Origin of the sequence: Chelativorans sp. ZYF759, from assembly GCF_012911015.1 — a bacterium.
Classification (GTDB): domain Bacteria; phylum Pseudomonadota; class Alphaproteobacteria; order Rhizobiales; family Rhizobiaceae; genus ZYF759.
In genome coordinates this window covers 182,149-200,415 of sequence record NZ_WVVV01000009.1, presented here as the reverse complement: position 1 = coordinate 200,415, position 18,267 = coordinate 182,149, and the positions used below count along the sequence as shown (strand labels likewise).

19 protein-coding genes are annotated in these 18,267 nt (G+C 66.7%); 11 read left to right on the top strand and 8 right to left on the bottom strand.

Annotation, left to right across the window (positions count from 1 at the left end; translation table 11 throughout):
• The 6 genes from GRZ55_RS15945 to ftsH form a co-directional block, all read left to right on the top strand.
• Positions 1–741: hypothetical protein (locus tag GRZ55_RS15945; RefSeq protein ID WP_169287926.1), on the top strand; the 741-nt coding region annotated here is incomplete at its 5' end.
• Between the two features lie 35 nt (positions 742–776).
• A complete protein-coding gene (tolB, locus tag GRZ55_RS15940; RefSeq protein WP_169287925.1) occupies positions 777–2,093 on the top strand; it encodes a Tol-Pal system beta propeller repeat protein TolB in 1,317 nt (438 codons plus the stop codon).
• 230 nt (positions 2,094–2,323) lie between these two features.
• Positions 2,324–2,839, top strand: coding sequence for a peptidoglycan-associated lipoprotein Pal (gene pal, locus GRZ55_RS15935; protein ID WP_169287924.1), 516 nt, complete (start codon positions 2,324–2,326; stop codon positions 2,837–2,839).
• 159 nt (positions 2,840–2,998) lie between these two features.
• Positions 2,999–3,916, top strand: coding sequence for a tol-pal system protein YbgF (gene ybgF, locus GRZ55_RS15930; protein WP_169287923.1), 918 nt, complete (start codon positions 2,999–3,001; stop codon positions 3,914–3,916).
• Between the two features lie 5 nt (positions 3,917–3,921).
• Positions 3,922–5,247, top strand: coding sequence for a tRNA lysidine(34) synthetase TilS (gene tilS / locus GRZ55_RS15925; RefSeq protein ID WP_368856630.1), 1,326 nt, complete (start codon positions 3,922–3,924; stop codon positions 5,245–5,247).
• A gap of 121 nt (positions 5,248–5,368) precedes the next feature.
• A complete protein-coding gene (ftsH, locus tag GRZ55_RS15920) occupies positions 5,369–7,312 on the top strand; it encodes an ATP-dependent zinc metalloprotease FtsH (RefSeq protein WP_169287922.1) in 1,944 nt (647 codons plus the stop codon).
• Positions 7,313–7,408: 96 nt separating this feature from the next.
• Here the strand turns inward: ftsH and GRZ55_RS23240 are convergent, their stop codons facing one another.
• From GRZ55_RS23240 to GRZ55_RS15900, 4 genes are all read right to left on the bottom strand, one after another.
• A complete protein-coding gene (locus GRZ55_RS23240) occupies positions 7,409–7,822 on the bottom strand; it encodes a hypothetical protein (protein WP_210257368.1) in 414 nt (137 codons plus the stop codon).
• A gap of 131 nt (positions 7,823–7,953) precedes the next feature.
• Positions 7,954–8,148, bottom strand: coding sequence for a hypothetical protein (locus GRZ55_RS15910; RefSeq protein ID WP_169287921.1), 195 nt, complete (start codon positions 8,146–8,148; stop codon positions 7,954–7,956).
• 85 nt (positions 8,149–8,233) lie between these two features.
• Positions 8,234–9,322: a TraB/GumN family protein gene (locus tag GRZ55_RS15905; protein WP_246734793.1), complete on the bottom strand. Its 1,089-nt coding sequence runs from the start codon at positions 9,320–9,322 to the stop codon at positions 8,234–8,236.
• Positions 9,323–9,379: 57 nt separating this feature from the next.
• Complete coding sequence (locus tag GRZ55_RS15900; protein ID WP_210257367.1) at positions 9,380–10,327, bottom strand: tyrosine recombinase XerC; 948 nt, start codon at positions 10,325–10,327, stop codon at positions 9,380–9,382.
• Positions 10,328–10,440: 113 nt separating this feature from the next.
• Between GRZ55_RS15900 and rimM the strand changes: the two genes are divergently transcribed.
• The 3 genes from rimM to GRZ55_RS15885 all read left to right on the top strand — a co-directional run bounded on the left by rimM (position 10,441) and on the right by GRZ55_RS15885 (position 12,647).
• On the top strand, positions 10,441–10,974 hold the full coding sequence (rimM, locus tag GRZ55_RS15895; RefSeq protein ID WP_169287947.1) for a ribosome maturation factor RimM: 534 nt from the start codon (positions 10,441–10,443) through the stop codon (positions 10,972–10,974).
• On the top strand, positions 10,971–11,654 hold the full coding sequence (trmD, locus tag GRZ55_RS15890; protein ID WP_169287919.1) for a tRNA (guanosine(37)-N1)-methyltransferase TrmD: 684 nt from the start codon (positions 10,971–10,973) through the stop codon (positions 11,652–11,654). Before rimM ends, trmD begins: the two co-directional genes overlap by 4 nt.
• Before the next feature lie 75 nt (positions 11,655–11,729).
• Entirely contained in the window at positions 11,730–12,647 is a 918-nt protein-coding gene (locus GRZ55_RS15885; protein WP_169287918.1) for a neutral zinc metallopeptidase, read from the top strand.
• 228 nt (positions 12,648–12,875) lie between these two features.
• Here GRZ55_RS15885 and GRZ55_RS15880 read toward each other — a convergent pair whose 3' ends face one another.
• Positions 12,876–13,148, bottom strand: coding sequence for a hypothetical protein (locus GRZ55_RS15880; RefSeq protein ID WP_169287917.1), 273 nt, complete (start codon positions 13,146–13,148; stop codon positions 12,876–12,878).
• A gap of 312 nt (positions 13,149–13,460) precedes the next feature.
• A complete protein-coding gene (locus GRZ55_RS15875) occupies positions 13,461–14,222 on the bottom strand; it encodes an alpha/beta fold hydrolase (RefSeq protein ID WP_368856629.1) in 762 nt (253 codons plus the stop codon).
• Positions 14,223–14,412: 190 nt separating this feature from the next.
• Here GRZ55_RS15875 and GRZ55_RS15870 point away from each other — a divergent pair, with 190 nt between their 5' ends.
• Together GRZ55_RS15870 and rplS are read left to right on the top strand one after the other, a co-directional pair.
• Positions 14,413–14,865 (top strand): MarR family winged helix-turn-helix transcriptional regulator, encoded by a 453-nt coding sequence (locus GRZ55_RS15870; RefSeq protein WP_169287946.1) that lies wholly within the window; start codon positions 14,413–14,415, stop codon positions 14,863–14,865.
• A 341-nt stretch (positions 14,866–15,206) separates the two neighbouring features.
• Positions 15,207–15,752, top strand: a complete 546-nt coding sequence (rplS, locus tag GRZ55_RS15865) for a 50S ribosomal protein L19 (protein WP_169287915.1) — start codon at positions 15,207–15,209, stop codon at positions 15,750–15,752.
• A gap of 267 nt (positions 15,753–16,019) precedes the next feature.
• Here rplS and GRZ55_RS15860 read toward each other — a convergent pair whose 3' ends face one another.
• Together GRZ55_RS15860 and GRZ55_RS15855 are read right to left on the bottom strand one after the other, a co-directional pair.
• Complete coding sequence (locus GRZ55_RS15860) at positions 16,020–16,808, bottom strand: SDR family NAD(P)-dependent oxidoreductase (RefSeq protein ID WP_169287914.1); 789 nt, start codon at positions 16,806–16,808, stop codon at positions 16,020–16,022.
• Between the two features lie 75 nt (positions 16,809–16,883).
• Positions 16,884–18,143: an Hsp70 family protein gene (locus GRZ55_RS15855; RefSeq protein WP_169287913.1), complete on the bottom strand. Its 1,260-nt coding sequence runs from the start codon at positions 18,141–18,143 to the stop codon at positions 16,884–16,886.
• Positions 18,144–18,267 lie beyond the last annotated feature (124 nt).

Below are 18,267 nucleotides of genomic sequence, written 5' to 3'. Positions count from 1 at the left end.
CCGCCCGCCGAGGAGCCCGCGCCGCAGCCTGCGCCCGAACCGGAATCCGCGCCTCCCCCCCCGCCGGAACCCGCCCAGGCGGAAGCCCCGGAGGCCAGCCCCGAGCCGAGCCCGGCCGAGCCCGTGGAGGCGGAAGTTGCGGCAACGCCGGAGCCTGCCCCCGCCGAAGCACCACGACCGGAATTCGCCGAACTGCCGGATCGCATGCAGGCGCCCCCGGCCCGGCCCGAACGCCCGCGCCCGCAGACCGCACAGACGCCCGAGCGCCGGCAGCCCGAGGAACCGCGCCGCGAACAGCAAACCGCCGCCAGCCGCGACGACCAGCAGTTCGACGCCGACCAGATCGCAGCCCTGCTCAACCGCGACACGCCATCGGGCGGCGGCGCGCAGCGCTCGAACCAGGAAGCAGCTCTCGGCGGTCGCCAGACGACCGGCGCAACGCTTTCGCAGAACGAGATCGATTCGCTGCGCAGCCAGGTCTCGCGCTGCTGGAACCCGCCTGTCGGGGCCGCCGAAGCCGAGAACCTCGTCGTTTCCATCCGCATCCGCCTGTCGCGCTCCGGCGAACTCGAGGGCAATCCTCAGGTCGTTGCCGGCGGCGGAGCGTCCATGGCGGAGCGTGCCGCAGCCGACGCGGCGCGCCGCGCCATCCTTCGCTGCCAGCCTTACAATGCGCCGGCTGACAAATATGAGGCCTGGGCGGACGTCCAGTTCAACTTCGACCCCCGCGACATGTTCTGACAACAGGACCGATGGGGCCAGTGAGGCAATCCAACATGATGACCCAACTCCGAAGCTTCGTGACGATCGCGCTGCTGGCAGCCGCATTCGCGCTGACAGCATCCCTTCCCGCACGCGCGCAGTTGCAGATCGACGTGACCCAGGGCGTGGTCGAGCCGGTCCCGGTCGCGATCACCGATTTCCTGTCGTCCGACGATGTTGGCGCCAACATTTCGCAGGTGATTTCAGACAATCTGCGCCGGTCCGGCCTGTTCGCGCCGATCGACCGCGGTGCCTTCATCGAGCGCATCTCCAATCCCGACGTCGCGCCGCGCTTCGAGGACTGGCGCGTCATCAACGCCCAGGCGATCGTCACCGGCCGCGTCAGCCAGGAGGCGGACGGGCGCCTGCGGGCGGAATTCCGCTTGTGGGACACCTTTGCCGGCCAGCAGCTGATCGGCGAGCAGTTCTTCACCAACCGCCAGAACTGGCGCCGGATCGCGCACATCATTTCCGACGCGATCTACGAGCGCCTGACCGGCGAACAGGGATATTTCGACACCCGCATCGTCTTCGTCGACGAATCGGGCCCCAAGGACCAGCGCGTGAAACGGCTGGCGATCATGGACCAGGACGGCGCCAACCACCGCTTCCTGTCCGACGGGCGCTCGATCGTGCTGACGCCGCGCTTCTCGCCCAACCGCCAGGAAATCACCTACATGTCCTATGAGGGCGGGCAGCCGCAGGTCTACCTGCTGCAGATCGAGACCGGCCAGCGCGAACTCGTCGGCAATTTCCCCGGCATGACCTTCGCCCCGCGCTTCTCGCCGGACGGCCAGCGCATCATCATGAGCCTGCTGCGCCAGGACGGCAATTCCAACATCTACGCGATGGATCTGAGAAGCCGCACGACCACGCGCCTGACCGATTCCAACGCGATCGACACCTCGCCCTCCTATTCGCCGGACGGGCAGCGGGTGGTGTTCACCTCCGACCGGGGCGGGCGCACGCAGATCTACGTCATGAACGGCGACGGCTCGAACCCACAGCGCATCTCGTTCGGCGACGGCACCTATTCGACGCCGGTCTGGTCGCCGCGCGGCGATCTCATCGCCTTCACCAAGCAGACCGGGGGGCAGTTTCAGATCGGCGTGATGCGCACGGACGGTTCGGGCGAACGCATCCTGTCGACGGGCCATCTGCAGGAAGGCCCGACATGGGCGCCTAACGGCCGCGTGCTGATGTTCTTCCGCGAGCCGTCCGGCGCCGCGGGACCGCGGCTGCACACGATCGACCTGACGGGCCGCAACGAACAGGCCATCACGACGCCGAACTTTGCCTCCGATCCGGCCTGGTCGCCGCTGCTCGACTGAGTATATTCACTCAACGCTTCGTGACCGGAGCGACGCCACAATGGGGCACAGGCGCGGCGACCGCCGCATTTGTGCCCCTTTTGCCTTGAAGACGGGACCAAGCCTGCTTTGTCGGGACGGATTCGCAGGACGCGCAAGACAATCTTAACCGTGTTTCTTGAATCGGCATTAACCCCGTCGTGGTTACTGTCCGGTCAACGAAACCTTTCAAATTCGAAGGAGACGCGGCTATGCGCCGTATCGCAGCCATGACCCGGTCCCCCATCATCATCGCGCTCGTCGCCATGCTCGCAGTCGCGGGTTGTGCGAACCGCCAGACCCCCAACACGGCCGCCGACCTCGGCCTGGGCGGAGCCGGCGGCGCCGGTGCTGCCACGCCCGGCTCGACCCAGGACTTCACGGTCAATGTCGGCGACCGCATCTTCTTCGACACCGACTCTTCGGTGATCCGCTCCGATGCCCAGCAGACGCTGCGCCGCCAGGCCCAGTGGCTGAACCAGCATCGCGGCTATTCCATCACCATGGAAGGCCATGCCGACGAGCGCGGCACGCGCGAATACAACCTTGCGCTGGGTGCAAGGCGTGCGGCGTCGGCCCGCGACTTCCTGATCGCCCAGGGCGTCGATGGCAACCGCATCCGCACCATCTCCTACGGCAAGGAGCGCCCGGTGGCGGTGTGCGACAACATCTCCTGCTGGTCGCAGAACCGGCGCGGCGTGACGGTGCTTTCGGGCGCCGGCAGCTGACGGAAACCGGCGAGCGCGGCGGCAGATAATTCGCCCCCGCGCTCGGTTTTCCGGCGCGAAAACAAAATTTGGCCGAACTCTGCGGCCCTGATATGAGAGACGGCGGATCGAGAACTCGGTCCGTCTTTTCACGTCATGCTTCAGGGCGAGACCAATTCCATGGGTTATCGATACCTACTTCTTGTTGCCCTGGCCTTCCCGCTGATGTTTTCGGCGCCGGCCATGGCCCAGACCGATCCCCGGGTCAGTGAACTCGAGGAACAAGTGCGCCGCCTCGGCGGCACAGTCGAGGAACTGAACTTCCAGATACTCCAGATGCAGGACCAGATCCGGCGCATGCAGGAGGATTTCGAGTTCCGGTTCCAGGAAATCGAACAGGGTGGCGGCGGCAGTTCAGGCGCGCCTTCGCTCGACCGGCAGGGCTCACTGCCGAGCCAGGAACCGGCGCGCGACCAGACGGCGGAGATCATCCAGCAGCAGGGCGGCAACGGGCAGCAGGGCGACAGCGCGCAGCTCGGCGCACCGCCCCGCGAATTCGGCACGATCGTCTTCGACGCCCAGGGCAATGTCGTGGGATCGAGCGTTCTCGACAACCCGCCGGCCGCGCAGACCCTGCCCTCCGCCGAGGCCTTGCCTTCCTCGCAGCCCGTGCCGGCCGACGAGACGGTGGTGGCGGCGCTGCCGCCTTCCGGGGACGGTCCCGACAGCCTCTACCGCAACGCCTACGAGTTCATCCTGTCGGGCGACTATGCGACGGCGGAGGCCGGCTTCCAGCGTTTCCTGCAGGAGCATGCCGGCAGCGAGAACGAGCCGGATGCCCGGTTCTGGCTGGGCGAGGCGCAGCTGGCGCAGAACAAGCACCGCGACGCGGCCGAGACCTTTCTCGCCGCCAGCCGCGACTTCCCCGATTCCCGCAAGGCCCCCGAGATGCTCTACAAGCTGGGCGTGTCGCTGAGCGGCCTCAACCAGCGCGATGTCGCCTGCGCCACCTTCGCCGAGGTCTCGCGACGCTACCCCCAGGCATCCGAAGCCCTGATGGAGCGCGTGCGCCAGGGACAATCGGCGGCTTCCTGCTGAATGCCGTGACGGCCGCCGCCCGCGAGCTGGGGCCTTTGACCCGCGCGCTTTTCGCCGGGATCGATTTCAACAAGCGAAAGACCATCATCGCAGCCGTTTCCGGCGGCAGCGACTCCCTTGCATTATTGGACCTCGCCGCGACGGCACTGGCAGGCCGGTCGACTGAACTCGTCGCGGTGACGATCGACCACAATCTGCGACCGGAAGCGGCCGACGAGGCAGGCCAGGTGGCGGCGATCTGTGCAAATCTCGGCCTGCGCCACATGACCCTGCGCTGGGAGAATGCCGACCCGGCCGCAGGCGGGCTGATCGCCCGCGCACGCGAGGCACGCTACCGGCTGCTGGCCGAGGCGGCAGACACCTTGGCGACCGACCTCGTGCTCGTCGGCCACACTGCCAACGACCAGGCGGAAACGGTGGCCATGCGCGCGCAACGCGGAAGGCCGGAGAAAACGGGCTGGGACCGGGGTGGCGCGGGCATGGCCCGGGCCACCCTCTACGACGGCCGCATCTGGCTGGTGAGGCCGCTGCTCGACCTCGACCGCCAGGAGCTGCGGGCGCATCTGTCGGCGCGCGGCCTGACCTGGATCGACGACCCGACAAATGTGGACTTGCGCTACGAGCGGCCGCGCATCCGCGCGGGGCTGGGCGATATCACGGTCTTGTCGAGTGCCGCGGGCAAGGCCGCCGATCTGCGCGCCGCGATGGGCGCGCGGGCCGCAAGGCTGATCGATGCCCATGTCGACATGCCCTCGCCCGGGCTGATCCGGCTCAATCCGGCGCTGTTGCGGGCAGACGACGACGAGGCCGTGCTCTACGCATTGCGCTGTCTGCTGGCCACCGCGGGCGGTCAGGATCACCTACCCGATATTGCGCGAGCGCGCAGTTTGCGGGCCCGTCTGGGCGAGGCGGGGCTTTGCGCCACATTGTCGCGTGCGCGGGTGGATGTGCGTCGTGGCGGAATTTTCCTGATGCGCGAAGGCCGCAATCTACCGCGCATCCCCGCCAGGCAGGGCATCGTGTGGGACGGGCGACACCGGCTCCGCACCGCGCCGAAGCGGCCGGGAGTGATGATCGCCGCGCCGGGCCAGGAAGCTCTTGCCCGAGGCACGGGCGGCCACACGGACCTGCCGGAACATCTTGTGGGCATTGCACTTTCCGCGGAACCGCGCCTGGTGGGCGAAGGGCCTGACGAGAGCCACGACACCGCGGCTTTCGAACGACGCGTTTCACCCTTCGCGCAGTATCTGGGGCACTACGATCTGGAGCTGGCGACGGCCCTTGCCCGGGTGCTGGGAACCGCTCCGCCGCCGCCCGCGCCTTTCGCCTGACACATTGCCGGTTAAGCTTGTAAGAAGTTGCTTGCGGTTTGGCTTGGCAACGCCGCTCGGGAACCCTATTTTAGCTTGGACCAAGCGCTTTCCGACGTGTCAGGCGCCAACGGGAAAACACATGAATCCTAACTATCGCAACCTAGCGCTGTGGGCGATCATCGCCGTTCTCCTGATTGCGCTGTTCAATCTGTTCCAGAGCCCCCAGCAGCGTGGCCAGGTGCGCGAGGTTCCCTATTCGGAATTTCTGCAGGAGGTCGAAAGCGGGCGTATCAACTCGGTGACGATCACCGGCGACCGCATTACCGGCACCTACACGGATTCCGCGACCGGCTTCCAGACCTATTCGCCCGGTGACGCGAACCTGGTGCAGCGGCTGCAGAACCGGAACGTCACGATCAATGCGCGGCCCGACACCGAAGGCCAGAATTCGATCTTCGGCTATCTGATCTCCTGGCTGCCGATGCTGCTCATCCTGGCGGTGTGGATCTTCTTCATGCGCCAGATGCAGTCGGGATCCGGCCGCGCGATGGGTTTCGGCAAGTCGAAGGCGAAGCTGCTGACCGAGGCCCATGGACGCGTGACCTTCGCGGACGTGGCGGGCGTCGATGAAGCCAAGCAGGATCTCGAGGAAATCGTCGAATTCCTGCGCGACCCGCAGAAGTTCCAGCGGCTCGGCGGCAAGATCCCGCGCGGCGTGCTGCTGGTCGGTCCGCCCGGAACCGGCAAGACGCTGACCGCCCGTGCCGTGGCGGGCGAGGCCAATGTGCCCTTCTTCACCATCTCCGGTTCGGACTTCGTCGAGATGTTCGTGGGCGTTGGCGCCAGCCGCGTGCGCGACATGTTCGAACAGGCCAAGAAAAACGCGCCCTGCATCATCTTCATCGACGAGATCGACGCGGTGGGTCGCCACCGTGGCGCCGGACTCGGCGGCGGCAATGACGAGCGCGAGCAGACCCTGAACCAGCTGCTCGTCGAGATGGACGGCTTCGAGGCCAATGAGGGCATCATTCTGATCGCCGCGACCAACCGTCCCGATGTTCTCGACCCCGCGCTCCTGCGTCCGGGCCGCTTCGACCGTCAGGTCGTGGTGCCGAACCCGGACATCGTCGGCCGCGAGAAGATCCTCAAGGTGCATGTGCGCAACGTGCCGCTTGCCCCCAATGTCGACCTGAAGACAATCGCACGCGGCACGCCGGGCTTTTCCGGTGCCGATCTCGCCAACCTCGTCAACGAATCCGCGCTGATGGCGGCCCGCCGCAACAAGCGCCTGGTCACGATGCAGGAATTCGAAGACGCCAAGGACAAGGTCATGATGGGTGCGGAGCGCCGCTCCACCGCCATGACCCAGGCGGAGAAGGAACTGACGGCCTATCACGAGGCGGGACATGCCATTGTCGCGCTCACGGTGCCGGCTTCCGATCCGCTGCACAAGGCCACCATCATTCCGCGTGGCCGCGCGCTCGGCATGGTCATGCAGTTGCCGGAGGGCGACCGCTATTCCATGAGCTACAAATACATGATCTCGCGTCTGGCGATCATGATGGGCGGTCGCGTCGCCGAGGAGTTCAAGTTCGGCAAGGAGAACATCACCTCGGGCGCCTCCTCCGATATCGAGCAGGCCACCAAGCTGGCGCGCGCCATGGTCACGCGCTGGGGCTTCTCCGACGAGCTCGGCCAGGTTGCCTATGGCGACAACCAGGAAGAGGTCTTCCTCGGCCATTCGGTTGCCCGCACGCAGAACATGTCGGAAGAGACGCAGCGCAAGATCGACATGGAAGTGCGCCGCCTGATCGACGAGGCCTATACCAAGGCCCGCGAGATCCTGACCGAGAGGAAAGCCGAGTGGGTGGCGATCGCCGAGGGCCTGCTGGAATACGAAACGCTGTCGGGCGACGAGATCCAGCAGCTCATGCGCGGCGAGAAGCCGGCCCGCGACATGGGCGACGACACGCCGACGCCGCGCGGTTCGGCCGTGCCCAAGGCCGGCAAGTCGAAGGAGAGCCGCAAGCGCAAGGGCGGCGAGGAACCTGACGCGGGAATGGAGCCGCAGCCCCAGGGCTGATCAAAACACGGGTGCCGGAAACGGAAAAACCCCCGCGCCACGCGCGGGGGTTTTTTGTTGTGGCGACATTGCCACCGCGTCCGAACGGCCTCGACCTTAGTCGGCGGGAGCCGTGTCGTCCGCCGGGGCGGTCTCGCCTGCCGGGGCTGTATCGGCGGGAGCGGTGTCCGCTGGCGCGGTCGTCGCCGCGGGCTCGTCTGCGGCCGGCGCCGTCTCCTGTTCGACCGCAGCCGGGTTGGCGGGAGCGGTCGTGGCCTGCGGACTACCCCAGTCCCAATTCATCGCCACGATCGCCGCGATGATGGCAATAACGGCGATGACGACCGCCACCATCGTGCCGCTGCCGCGGCCGCCGGTATCCACGACGGTGGTGGAACGCGTGGTGCGCGAGGTTGCGGGATCGCGTTCGATGGCGGGATCGTTTGCCGGGTGAACCGGGTCGAAGCCCGGGCGGGGTTCTTGCGGGGAACGGGGGGCGGCCGGATCAACCGGTCTCCTGTCGTCGGCCATGTAGGTATCCTCCATGCTTTGGGTTGCTTGTTCCCAACGCGAAGCATGGTTGCAAGGTTCCCCACGGGCAGGCGGAGCGCCGCCGGCGCCACCCGGGAATGCGAACGGCGCCGGTCTGGAGGGTCAATCGGCTATTCGGCCGCTTCATCCTCGGTCTGCGCGATGAGCGTCATCCGCGCGCTGTCGACTTCCTGGATTTCGCTCGCCAGACTTGCCACCACCACATCCCGCTCGACCGAGGCGGAATGGCCGCCGGACATGGGGCAAGCGAGGGCGGCTGTGGACGACATTCCGACAATGGCCATGATGGCCAGTATCTTGGGCATGTTCGATCTCCATCGTTGGTCAGGACGATGAAAAAGGTAGCCGATGCTGACCTAGCGGCAAGTCACGCCTTCGTGTGCGGATGCGCTAGAGCGGCTCGGGCGTCACGTCGTATCCGGCCTCGCGCAGCAGCGCGACGATGCCCTGCGGCCCCGGAAGATGCAACGCACCCACGGCGATGAACGCATTGCCGTTTTGCAGGAAGGGCTCGGCGCCCGACGCCATCGTGCGGTTGCGCGCGTTGACCATGATCTCCTCGAAGGAGGCGTAACCCGACCGCCCGTCGGCCCCCGACGGCAGCACGGCGCGGAAGAAGGGCCAGAACATGCCGATGCGCTCGGTGCGGTAGAGCACGATCATCGTCTCCAGCACGTCGTCGACGCGGTCGCCCAGACGCAGGGTCTCGACCAGACCCTCGACATGGAGCTCCAGGGGCAGCGACGCCATGGCGCCGAGCTGGTCGGAGACGGTCTCCAGCCCGGCCAGTTCCTTGCCGGCGGCCTGGGCATCTTCGGCCAGCATCAGATCGAGGATCGGCTCGCCGCGCGCCTTGCGCTCGAATTCGCAGGACGGCAGCGCGACGATGGCCGAGACCATCCACGGCTTCATCCGGTTGACGCTGGCCAAGGGCATGCCGCGTTCGCGAAGCCGGGTCTCCACCATCTCGACATCCTCCGCCGGAATGAGCGAGCGCAGGGTCGTGGTATCGGTGAACATGGTGAGTTCGGGATTGGCCGCGAGCGCGGCCATCATCGCCGCCTGGTCAATGACGTCGGTCGATTCGATCACCACCGTGTCGGCCGCCTCGAAGGCCGTGCGCACAGCGCCCGGCAGGTCGACGACGCGTGGGTCGGTGACGTGCATCGTGCCGAACAGGAAGGACGGCTGGCCACCCGCCTGCCTCGGCGCGATGCGCCACAGCAGGTTGTCGCCGTTCTCGGTCTCCGCCGCCTCGGCCGCGATCGCCGCGTAGAGGTCGGGATCGCCATCCCGGATCTCGGCCACCATGTCGCTGCCCGTGCAGACCGGCGCCGCCTGGGCCCTGGCCTCGCCGGCGAAGACGAGAATGGCTGCCAGCAACGCCGCCACGAGCAGCCAGTTGAAGATGCCGGCCGCCCAGACGGCGAGCCGGGTTCTGTCGGCCTTGCCGGCGCGGATGTCGAATTGCATGGTCATGGCGGGCAGAATGGCAGGAGAAGACGGCCAAACGGTTAAGCCGATCGCGACAATCCGTCAGGCACGCGGATGGGCGGCCTCGTAGATTTCCAGCAGGCGGGCCGTGTCGACGCCGGTATAGATCTGGGTCGTCGACAGGCTGGCATGGCCAAGCAGCTCCTGGATGGTGCGCAGATCCCCTCCCCGGCCGAGCAGATGGGTGGCGAAGGAATGGCGCAGCGCATGCGGCGTGGCCGTATCCGGCAGGCCGAGCGCGGAGCGCATCTTTTTCATCTCGCGCTGGACGATGGCCGCCGCGAGAGGACCTCCCTTGGTGCCGCGAAAGAGCGGCGAGCCCGCCCCCAGATGAAAGGGGCAGAGCTTGCGATAGGCGGCCACGGCGTTGGAGGCGGCCGGGATGACGGGGACAAGGCGCGTCTTGCCGCCCTTGCCGGTGACGCGCAGGCTCGTTTCGGGCCCGCGCGCGAAGCAGGCGCCGTCGAGGCCCAAGGCTTCCGAAATGCGCAGTCCGCAGCCATAAAGCAGCGTCAGCACGGCCGCGTTGCGGGCCGCCACCCAGGGTTCTTCGGCCAGCTGGCCCTGAGTCGAGACGACGTTGCGCGCATCCACCGCCGATAGCGGCTTGGGCAGGGATTTGGGCTGTTTGGGCGCCCGCAGCGCCTTGGCGCCCGCCGCGCTCGCCTGGCCGCGCCTTTCGAGGAAGCCGAGAAACGAACGGATGGCCGCCAGCGACCGCGCCAGCGTGCGCGGCCCCGCCCCGCCCTGGCGTCGGTGCGCCAGGAAGGCGCGCAGGTCGGCGGGCCTGAGATCGGCGATGTCGGCGATCGCCGGCGCGCCGCCAAGATGCCCGGTCAGGAAAGCGAAGAACTGGCGCGTGTCGCGCTCATAGGCCTCGAGCGTGAGCGCGGCCAGGCGCCTTTCGGTGCCGAGCGCGCCCAGCCAGTCCTGGCGGGCGGCAATCAGGTCGGGACGGGCATTGACGAGGAATTCTTCCATGCCGGCCATCCTAGCCGGTCGACCTTAGCGGAGGGTGAAGGCCGTGGCATTGTAAGGTGGGGCGGTGCGCTGTAGAGAGCCGGAAAAGGCGGAGAAGCGACGTGAACCAGACCGACATCCTGATGGCCATCATCGGCGCGGCCCATGGCATCAAGGGCGAAGTGCGCGTGAAGAGCTTTGCCGCCGACCCCACGGCGCTTGGCGACTATGGCCCCCTGCGCGCGCGCGACGGGCGCGTCTTCACCGTCAAGACCGTGCGGCCGGCCAAGGAGGTGGTGATCGTGCGTTTCGCCGAGGTGGCCGACCGCAACGTGGCCGAAACGCTTTCGGGCGTCGAGCTCTATGTCGACCGGGCGGCGCTGCCCGACGATCTGGAGGAGGAGGAGTTCTACCATGCCGATTTGGTGGGGCTCGAGGTGATCGACGAGAACGACGCGGCCGTCGGCACGGTGCTGGCCGTCCATGATTTCGGCGCCGGCGACATAATCGAGGTCCGGCCGGGTTCGGGCAAGTCGCTGATGATCCCCTTCACCCGTGCCGCGGTGCCCGACATCTCGCTTTCCAAGCGCCGCATGAGGATCGACAGCCAGGCGGCCGGCCTGGTGGACGACGAAGACGACGCGGATCGGCGGGACGGGGAGGAAGGCGCGCCATGAGCGGCTTTCGCGCCTCGGTCCTGACGCTCTACCCGGAGATGTTTCCCGGACCGCTGGGCGTTTCGCTGGCCGGGCGCGCGCTGGAGAGCGGGACCTGGTCGCTGGAGACGGTGCAGATCCGCGATTTTGCCACCGACCGGCACCGGAGCGTCGACGACACGCCGGCCGGCGGCGGCGCCGGCATGGTGATGCGCGCCGACATACTGGCGCGCGCCATCGATTCCGCCTCGCCGGAAGGCGATGACCGCCCGCGCCTGCTGATGAGCCCGCGCGGCAGACCGCTGACCCAGGCACGCGTGCGCGAGCTGGCCGACGGGCCGGGCGCGGTGATCCTGTGCGGGCGTTTTGAGGGTGTCGACCAGCGTGTGATCGAGGCGCGGCAGCTCGAGGAGGTCTCGATCGGCGACTACATTCTGTCCGGCGGCGAGATCGCCGCCCTCGTGCTGCTCGACGCCACCGTGCGCCTCCTGCCCGGCGTCATGGGCAACGCCCTCTCCGGCACGCACGAGAGTTTTGAAGACGGCCTGCTGGAACACCCGCATTACACCCGGCCCCCCGAATTCGAGGGGCGGACGATCCCGGAGGTGCTGATTTCCGGCAATCACGCGCTGATCGAGAAATGGCGGCGGGAGGAGGCGGAGAAGCTGACGCGGGAGCGACGGCCGGATTTGCTGGGGTGAGGCTTCGCCACGCCGCGGAACCAACGCCTGCCAGCCACGTTCAGTGGCGTGGAATTCCGTAAGGAGGCGAGGCCCATGCGGCTCGGCGGTCAAAGACCCAGCAGGAATGTCGAGGACCGCCGCGGCCAGGCCCGCTCGGGCGGTCTTGGCGGCGGGTTCGGTCGCGGTCCGATCCGCATGCCCGGCGGGCGCGGCGGCGGCGGCCTCGGGCTGGGCGGTATGCTGCTGCTCATCGGCGTGATGTGGTTCCTCGGTGTCAATCCGCTCGATCTGCTGGTCGGTGAAACCACGGCGCCACAGCAACGGGAGCGGGTGGACCAGGGATTTTCACGGCCGGACGCGGTCGCCGGGCGCGACGAGGAAGCCAGCGACTTCGTGGCGCGGGTGCTCGGCACGACGGAACGCGTGTGGGAAGGCATCTTCGACGAAAACGGACGGGAATATGCCCACCCGCGCCTGGTGCTGTTCGACGACCAGACCCGCTCGGGCTGCGGCCTGGGCGCGGCGGCCATGGGACCGTTCTACTGTCCCGCCGATTCCACGATCTATCTCGATCTCTCCTTCTTCCAGGAGCTCGAGACCCGCTTTGGCGCGCCCGGCGAGTTCGCGCAGGCCTATGTGATCGCCCACGAAGTGGCCCACCATGTCCAGAACCTGACGGGGACGCTGGAACGCACGACGGCGCAGCGCGCGCGCTCGCCGGCCGCCGCCAACGAGATATCGGTGCGCGTCGAACTGCAGGCCGACTGCTATGCCGGCATCTGGGCGCACGCGCTTGCCCAGGAGGGCACGATCCTGGAAGACGGCGACATCGAGGACGGCATGAACGCGGCGAGCGCCATCGGCGACGACCGCCTGCAACAGCAGACGCAGGGGCGGGTGGCGCCGGAAACCTTCACCCACGGCACCTCCGCGCAGCGCGTGGGCTGGTTCAAACGCGGCATGGAGGCGGGGACGGTCGAGGCGTGTGATACGTTTTCAGGGGAGATTTGAAGGGGGCGTGGAGGTTTTTTTGAGCGCCGCAAGGGACACAACGGTAGATTTGCGGTGGATCGCTGGCGACGAGTATCTGGGTCCACGAGAGCCGCGTGTAGCGCCCACTGATGCACCATCGTGGCAACGGCATTTGCAGCGGGTGAAAAGACCGGCCTCACCTCGGGAGCGGTGGGCCGGTTTCGTTTTTCTATCGATGCACCAGCACCAGCTTGTGCAGAGAGTCGATTACGGCCCGCCGTAGTACAGGCGGTCGTTTTCCACGTCCACCAGTGGCTTGACCGCGCCATAGGAGACGCCAAACCCGCTGGGCGGGGTATGATTGTTCATCGCTGAAGGCTGGATGCCTTCCCTGGGGGGAACGATGGGGCCAGCACAGCCAATATTTTGCGCGTCCCGCAGGAGGGTGGACGGGTAGTCATCACATTGAGCAGCTTCCTGGCTCAATGCGGCGTGCGAGAATGCAACCAGGGAGAAGGCAATTGCAAGTATTCTTCGCATCTTCTTTTCCTTTTCGGATCAATAAATACTTTTTTCTTCTAATAAAACGACGACATGAACATCCTCATCTGCATGAAATGACAAGCAATTGAGGAACCGTCGTGGAGGCAAACTAGGCGCCCCGCATTTCAGTTCTTCATGGCGAATATGAAGTTGGGTAAAGCGGTCTCGGGGCACCTCGTCCGTGCCCTTTGCCGGATAGGATACGGTCCTGGCGCTCCCGTCCTTCGGGGTTGCGGCGAGCCACGCGGTCGCAAGCACTGCGCGGCGGGTGGCGAGCGCTCAGGCGAGGTCAGCCGCGTCACCTTGCCTTCAGGCGCCGACACTCTCTCTTGCCGCAGCGAAGTCGGCGACCGCGCTGACCACTTCACTGTCGGCCAGAATGCGACGGTGCCCTGTTCCCGGCGCGCGCAGAACCTGGACATGCTTGCCCGCCGCCTCGAAGCGCAAGGCGTTGTCGAAGGCCACCTCGCGATCGTCCGGGGCGTGCACCACGAGCGTCGGGAGAGGATGATCGCGCAACTGGATCTCGCCGACGAAATCTTCAAGTGGCCGTCCAGCGACGCGCAGGACCTGGTCGGCCAGGGCCATCTGCGTCCGCGCGCCAAGACCAAAGAACCGGCTAAAATCGTCGAAGATCGCCGGCATGGAACTGGGTGCGGCGATGAGGACCAGCCGCTCGGCTGCAACCGGGGTAAATCCGGCCACCGACCCGACGGCCGCATTGACCGCGACCGCCCCGCCGAAGGAATGCCCCACCAGCACCTGCGGCGAGCCGAAATGGTCTGCCACGGCTGCCACCGCGGCCACCGCAAGCGCCATGTTCAGCCGGCGTCCTGCCGACCCACCATGGCCCGGCAGATCGACTGCCAGGACGCGGAAGCCCCGGCCAAGCAGACCCTCGATGATATGGCGCATATGGTCGCTGCGCGACCTCCAGCCATGGATGACCAGGGCCGTAGGTGCCTCCGCGCCGGCGGTCGCGTCGAATTCGTGAACCAGAACCTCGCTAGATCGCGTATCCAAGACATGCCGTCGCGCCACCGCCATAAAGGGCGCGGATTCGCCCAGCACACTTGCCTCTCGCGGCGAAACCCGCTTTGGATCGGCGGTACGACAAAACAGCTCGAAAGCGGCGCGTCCGGTCAGGCGCGGTGCGATTGGACCGGTAAGGGCAAAGGCGCCCCTGATGATCGAAAAGCCAATGGATGCCATTTTGAAGAACCTCACATAATGTTCAATCATGAACAATAATCGTTCAAAGCTGAACAATACGCAAGCCCTTCCCTGGGACAATCCGCGGTTTCGCAACTGGGTTGCCCTTGTGCGCGCAGAAAAAGCAGTGGTGCGCGAACTCACGCGCGCGCTTGCGCCGCTGAATCTGAAGCTTGGCCAGCTCGACGTTCTGATGAACCTCTACCGCCATCCCGGCCAGTCGCAGCATGATCTGGCTCGCCGGCTGCTTGTCGGCCGCTCCAACATCACGATGCTGCTGCCGCAACTGGAAAAGCAGGGCCTGCTGCGCCGCGAGAGCGACGCGCAAGACAAGCGGATCATGCGCATGCACCTGACCAAGGCCGGCGAGGAACGTCTTATGGAAGCGCTGGCGATCTATACAGCGCTGATCGACAGGGTGATGGATCAATCCAGCGTCGAAGAATGCGACCAGATGGGAGCCATCATGCGCAAGATCACCGAATCTCTGAAAGACGAGTGACTCCGCCAATTGTCGCGACAATGTGCGGGTCATCAGGTATTCCCCGCGCGGCATGGTGAGGTCGCCCAAGGGCGATGCGCCACGGGGCAGGAGCAAAACGCCCGTAGCGATCGCCCGCGCCATCCGCGCACTGACATCCCGCGCCCTCCCCCCTTCTCAAACCCGTCCAAACGGTGTATGAGCGCGCACGAAATCGGGAAAATTCCCATCCGTAAACAAAGTACGGACTATTCGCTCCTGTCCTTCGGGTTTCCGGGGAACATAGCCAAGCGGTCATGAGAACTGCGCGGTGAGTGTCGAGCGCTCTGGCTGTTCGAAAAAGCAAGAGAAGGATAAAAGCGATGGACATCATCCGTCAGCTCGAGGCCGAACAGGCCGCCAAGATCGAAGCACAGCGCCAGCTCCCCGAGTTCCAGCCCGGCGACACGGTTCGCGTCCAGGTGCGCGTGACCGAGGGCACCCGCACCCGCGTGCAGGCCTATGAGGGCGTGTGTATCGCGCGTTCGGGCTCCGGTCTGCAGGAGAATTTCACCGTCCGCAAGATTTCCTATGGCGAGGGCGTGGAGCGCGTGTTCCCGGTCTATTCGCCGCTGGTCGAGGGCGTCGAGATCGTGCGCCGTGGCAAGGTTCGCCGCGCCAAGCTCTATTACCTGCGTGATCGCCGCGGCAAGTCGGCCCGCATCACCGAGAACACCGGCGTGCGCGCCCGCAAGCTGAACGAATCCGAGCGCCAGGCCGCCGCCGCCGAGAAGGCGAAGGTCGAGGCCGAGAAGGTCGCCGCCGCCCAGGCGCTGGCCGCCGAGAAGGCCGCAGCCGAGGCAGCCGAGAAGAAGGCCGCCGCCGACGCAGCCGCTGCCGAGAACAACGAGGCCGAAAAGGCCGAGTAGGCTCTTTCGACTGGCATCTCACATACGGAAAGGCCGGCTTGACGCCGGCCTTTTTCGTTCTGGGGGAGATTGCGGGGGCGCCCTCGTCCTTCGAGGCTCCGCTTCGCTCCGCACCTCAGGATGAGGGCGCGGCGGGGGCCGGCGCCATGCCTGTTGGGCGAAGGCGCAGCCCGGAACCCTCATGGTGGGGCGCGGCGACGTTCAGCCCGGAACCCTCATGGTGAGGTGCGGAGCCGAAGGCGAAGCCTCGAACCACGAGGGTTCCCGCTATTCGTCCTTCACCGCCACCGTGTAGTTGAGCGGCAGGCGGCCGCCATCGGCATAGATGGTCTGGCCGGTGATGTAGCTGGCATCGTCGGAGGCCAGGAAGGCGGCGACCGAGGCGATCTCGGAGGGCTCGCCAATGCGACCGAGCGGCGTGCGCGACAGGATCTTGTTGCGCGCCGCGGGATCGGAATTCACGCTGGCCAGCATCTCGGTCATGATCGAGCCGGGGCCGATCGCGTTGACGCGGATGCCGTGGGGCGCGAGCGACAGCGCCATGACCTTGGTCAGCTGGCTGACCCCGCCCTTGGAGATCGAATAGGGCACCTGATTGGCGATGGCGAAGACGGCGTTGACCGACGACATGTTGACGATGACGCCCGCAGGCCCGCCTTTTTCCACCTTCTCGACCATGTAGCGGGCCACCGCCTGGCCGACCAGGAAGGAGCCCTTGAGGTTGACGCCGATGACGCGGTCGAAATCCTCTTCCTTCAGGTCGAGGAAACCGGCCCCATGCACGATGCCGGCATTGTTGACGAGGATGTCGATGTCGCCGAAGGAATCAAGGGCGGCGGCGACCAGATTATGCGCGTCGAGGCGCCGCGACACGTCCGCCTTGACGAAGCGTGCGTCACCCAGCTTCTTCAGATCGGCTTCCGCGCGCTCGCCCTTCTGCACGTCGATGTCGGCGAACATGACCTTGGCGCCCTCGCGCAGGAACCGCTCGGCGATCGCATAGCCGATGCCGCTGGCCGCCCCCGTCACGATCGCGCATTTGCCGTCCAGTGCCATGGAAATCTCCTGTCTGTCCAAGGTTGCGGGTTATAGCCCCGCGCCCGGTGCCTGACCAGTGCGGCACGGCCCGGTTCAGCCGAATCGCCGCGCCGCGTCGACCGCCAGCCCGAGCCCGACGGACCCGAACTGGTCGGAAGGGGGGATCATCGCATGCGGGAACCGCGCGGTGGCGGTCGCGCGCACCAGCGGCACCTGCGCGCCGCCGCCGGTGAGCACCACGGTCTCGATCTCGTCCGCCGACACGCCCGCCAGCGCCAGCGCCTCGTCGATCGATCGCCCGATCCTGGCCACGAGATCGGCGCTCGCCGCCTCGAACTCCTGCCGGGTGACGGGCACGTCGAGCCGCAGGCCCGGCTCGTCGAAGGCGATCACGGCCTGCGCGCTGTCGCTGAGATCGATCTTGGCGGCCTCCACCTGGGCGGCAAGCCGGTGGCCCGAACGGTAGATCAGGAGATGCTCGTAGCGGGAAAGCAGATCGGGCTCGGCCGCCTCGCGCATCAGCGAGCGGATGTCGCGCAGGTTCTTGGCCGTGTAGAGCTGGTTGATCCGGTGCCAGGTCGCCATGTCGTTGAAGTACCAGACGGGCAGGTTGCGCTTGCCATCCGCCGTGCCGGTGCCGAGCCCGAAATGCGGCATCATGCGCGCGATCGACAGCTGGCGGTCGAAATCGGTGCCGCCGACATGCACGCCCGCCGTCGACAGGATGTCGTCGCGCCGCTCGACGCGCGCCGCGCGGTCGGGACCGAGCCGGAGCACGCAGAAATCCGACGTGCCGCCACCGATGTCGACGACCAGCGCCAGCGTCTCGCGGTTCAGCATGCGCTCGACATGCATGGCGGCGGCGACCGGCTCGAACTGGAATTCCACATGGGCGAAACCTTCCGCGAGCGCGGCGGCCTGCAGCTGGTCCTGGGCGGTCGCGTCGGCGGTCTCGTTGTCGTCGACGAAATGGACCGGGCGTCCGAACACGACCTGCTCGGGCACCTGGCCGTGCTCATCCTCCAGCCTCTCCCTCAAGTGCCTGAGGAAGCGGCCGATCAGGCCCTGGAAGGTCATGCGCTCGCGGCCGACCTGGGTGGTCTCCTTCATCAGGCTGGTGCCGAGGATCGATTTCAGCGCGCGCATGAAGCGCCCTTCGGCGCCGTCGCGATATTCGGCGACCGCCGCGCGGCCGAAATGCACGCTGCCATCCTCGAGGCTGAAGAACAGCGCGGAGGGGATGGTCGGGTGGTCACCTTCGACCGCGATCAGTCGGGGACTGCCACCGGGCGCGCACAGCCCGATGGTGGAATTGGTGGTGCCGAAATCGACACCACAATGAAGGGAGGTCATGGCGGGCTGCTCGCAAGGCTTCGCCAGGGCGCGAAGCGCACCCGCGGGCGAATGGGTCGGAAAGGGTGGCCCGTCTAGCGCATCGACGCGGGGAAGGAAAGGCCGATGGCTGCGTCCTGCCGCA

Excerpts from the sequence above, each read along its gene's own strand:
- GRZ55_RS15900 (WP_210257367.1), bottom strand. The coding sequence starts at position 10,327 with ATGGCCGGCATGGAAGAATTCCTCGTCAATGCCCGTCCCGACCTGATT.
- pal (WP_169287924.1), top strand. The coding sequence starts at position 2,324 with ATGCGCCGTATCGCAGCCATGACCCGGTCCCCCATCATCATCGCGCTC.
- rimM (WP_169287947.1), top strand. The coding sequence starts at position 10,441 with ATGGCCATCATCGGCGCGGCCCATGGCATCAAGGGCGAAGTGCGCGTG.
- tolB (WP_169287925.1), top strand. The coding sequence starts at position 777 with ATGATGACCCAACTCCGAAGCTTCGTGACGATCGCGCTGCTGGCAGCC.
- GRZ55_RS15885 (WP_169287918.1), top strand. The coding sequence starts at position 11,730 with ATGCGGCTCGGCGGTCAAAGACCCAGCAGGAATGTCGAGGACCGCCGC.
- ybgF (WP_169287923.1), top strand. The coding sequence starts at position 2,999 with ATGGGTTATCGATACCTACTTCTTGTTGCCCTGGCCTTCCCGCTGATG.
- rplS (WP_169287915.1), top strand. The coding sequence starts at position 15,207 with ATGGACATCATCCGTCAGCTCGAGGCCGAACAGGCCGCCAAGATCGAA.
- ftsH (WP_169287922.1), top strand. The coding sequence starts at position 5,369 with ATGAATCCTAACTATCGCAACCTAGCGCTGTGGGCGATCATCGCCGTT.
- GRZ55_RS15860 (WP_169287914.1), bottom strand. The coding sequence starts at position 16,808 with ATGGCACTGGACGGCAAATGCGCGATCGTGACGGGGGCGGCCAGCGGC.
- GRZ55_RS23240 (WP_210257368.1), bottom strand. The coding sequence starts at position 7,822 with ATGGCCGACGACAGGAGACCGGTTGATCCGGCCGCCCCCCGTTCCCCG.
- GRZ55_RS15905 (WP_246734793.1), bottom strand. The coding sequence starts at position 9,322 with ATGACCATGCAATTCGACATCCGCGCCGGCAAGGCCGACAGAACCCGG.
- GRZ55_RS15855 (WP_169287913.1), bottom strand. The coding sequence starts at position 18,143 with ATGACCTCCCTTCATTGTGGTGTCGATTTCGGCACCACCAATTCCACC.
- GRZ55_RS15880 (WP_169287917.1), bottom strand. The coding sequence starts at position 13,148 with ATGCGAAGAATACTTGCAATTGCCTTCTCCCTGGTTGCATTCTCGCAC.
- trmD (WP_169287919.1), top strand. The coding sequence starts at position 10,971 with ATGAGCGGCTTTCGCGCCTCGGTCCTGACGCTCTACCCGGAGATGTTT.
- GRZ55_RS15910 (WP_169287921.1), bottom strand. The coding sequence starts at position 8,148 with ATGCCCAAGATACTGGCCATCATGGCCATTGTCGGAATGTCGTCCACA.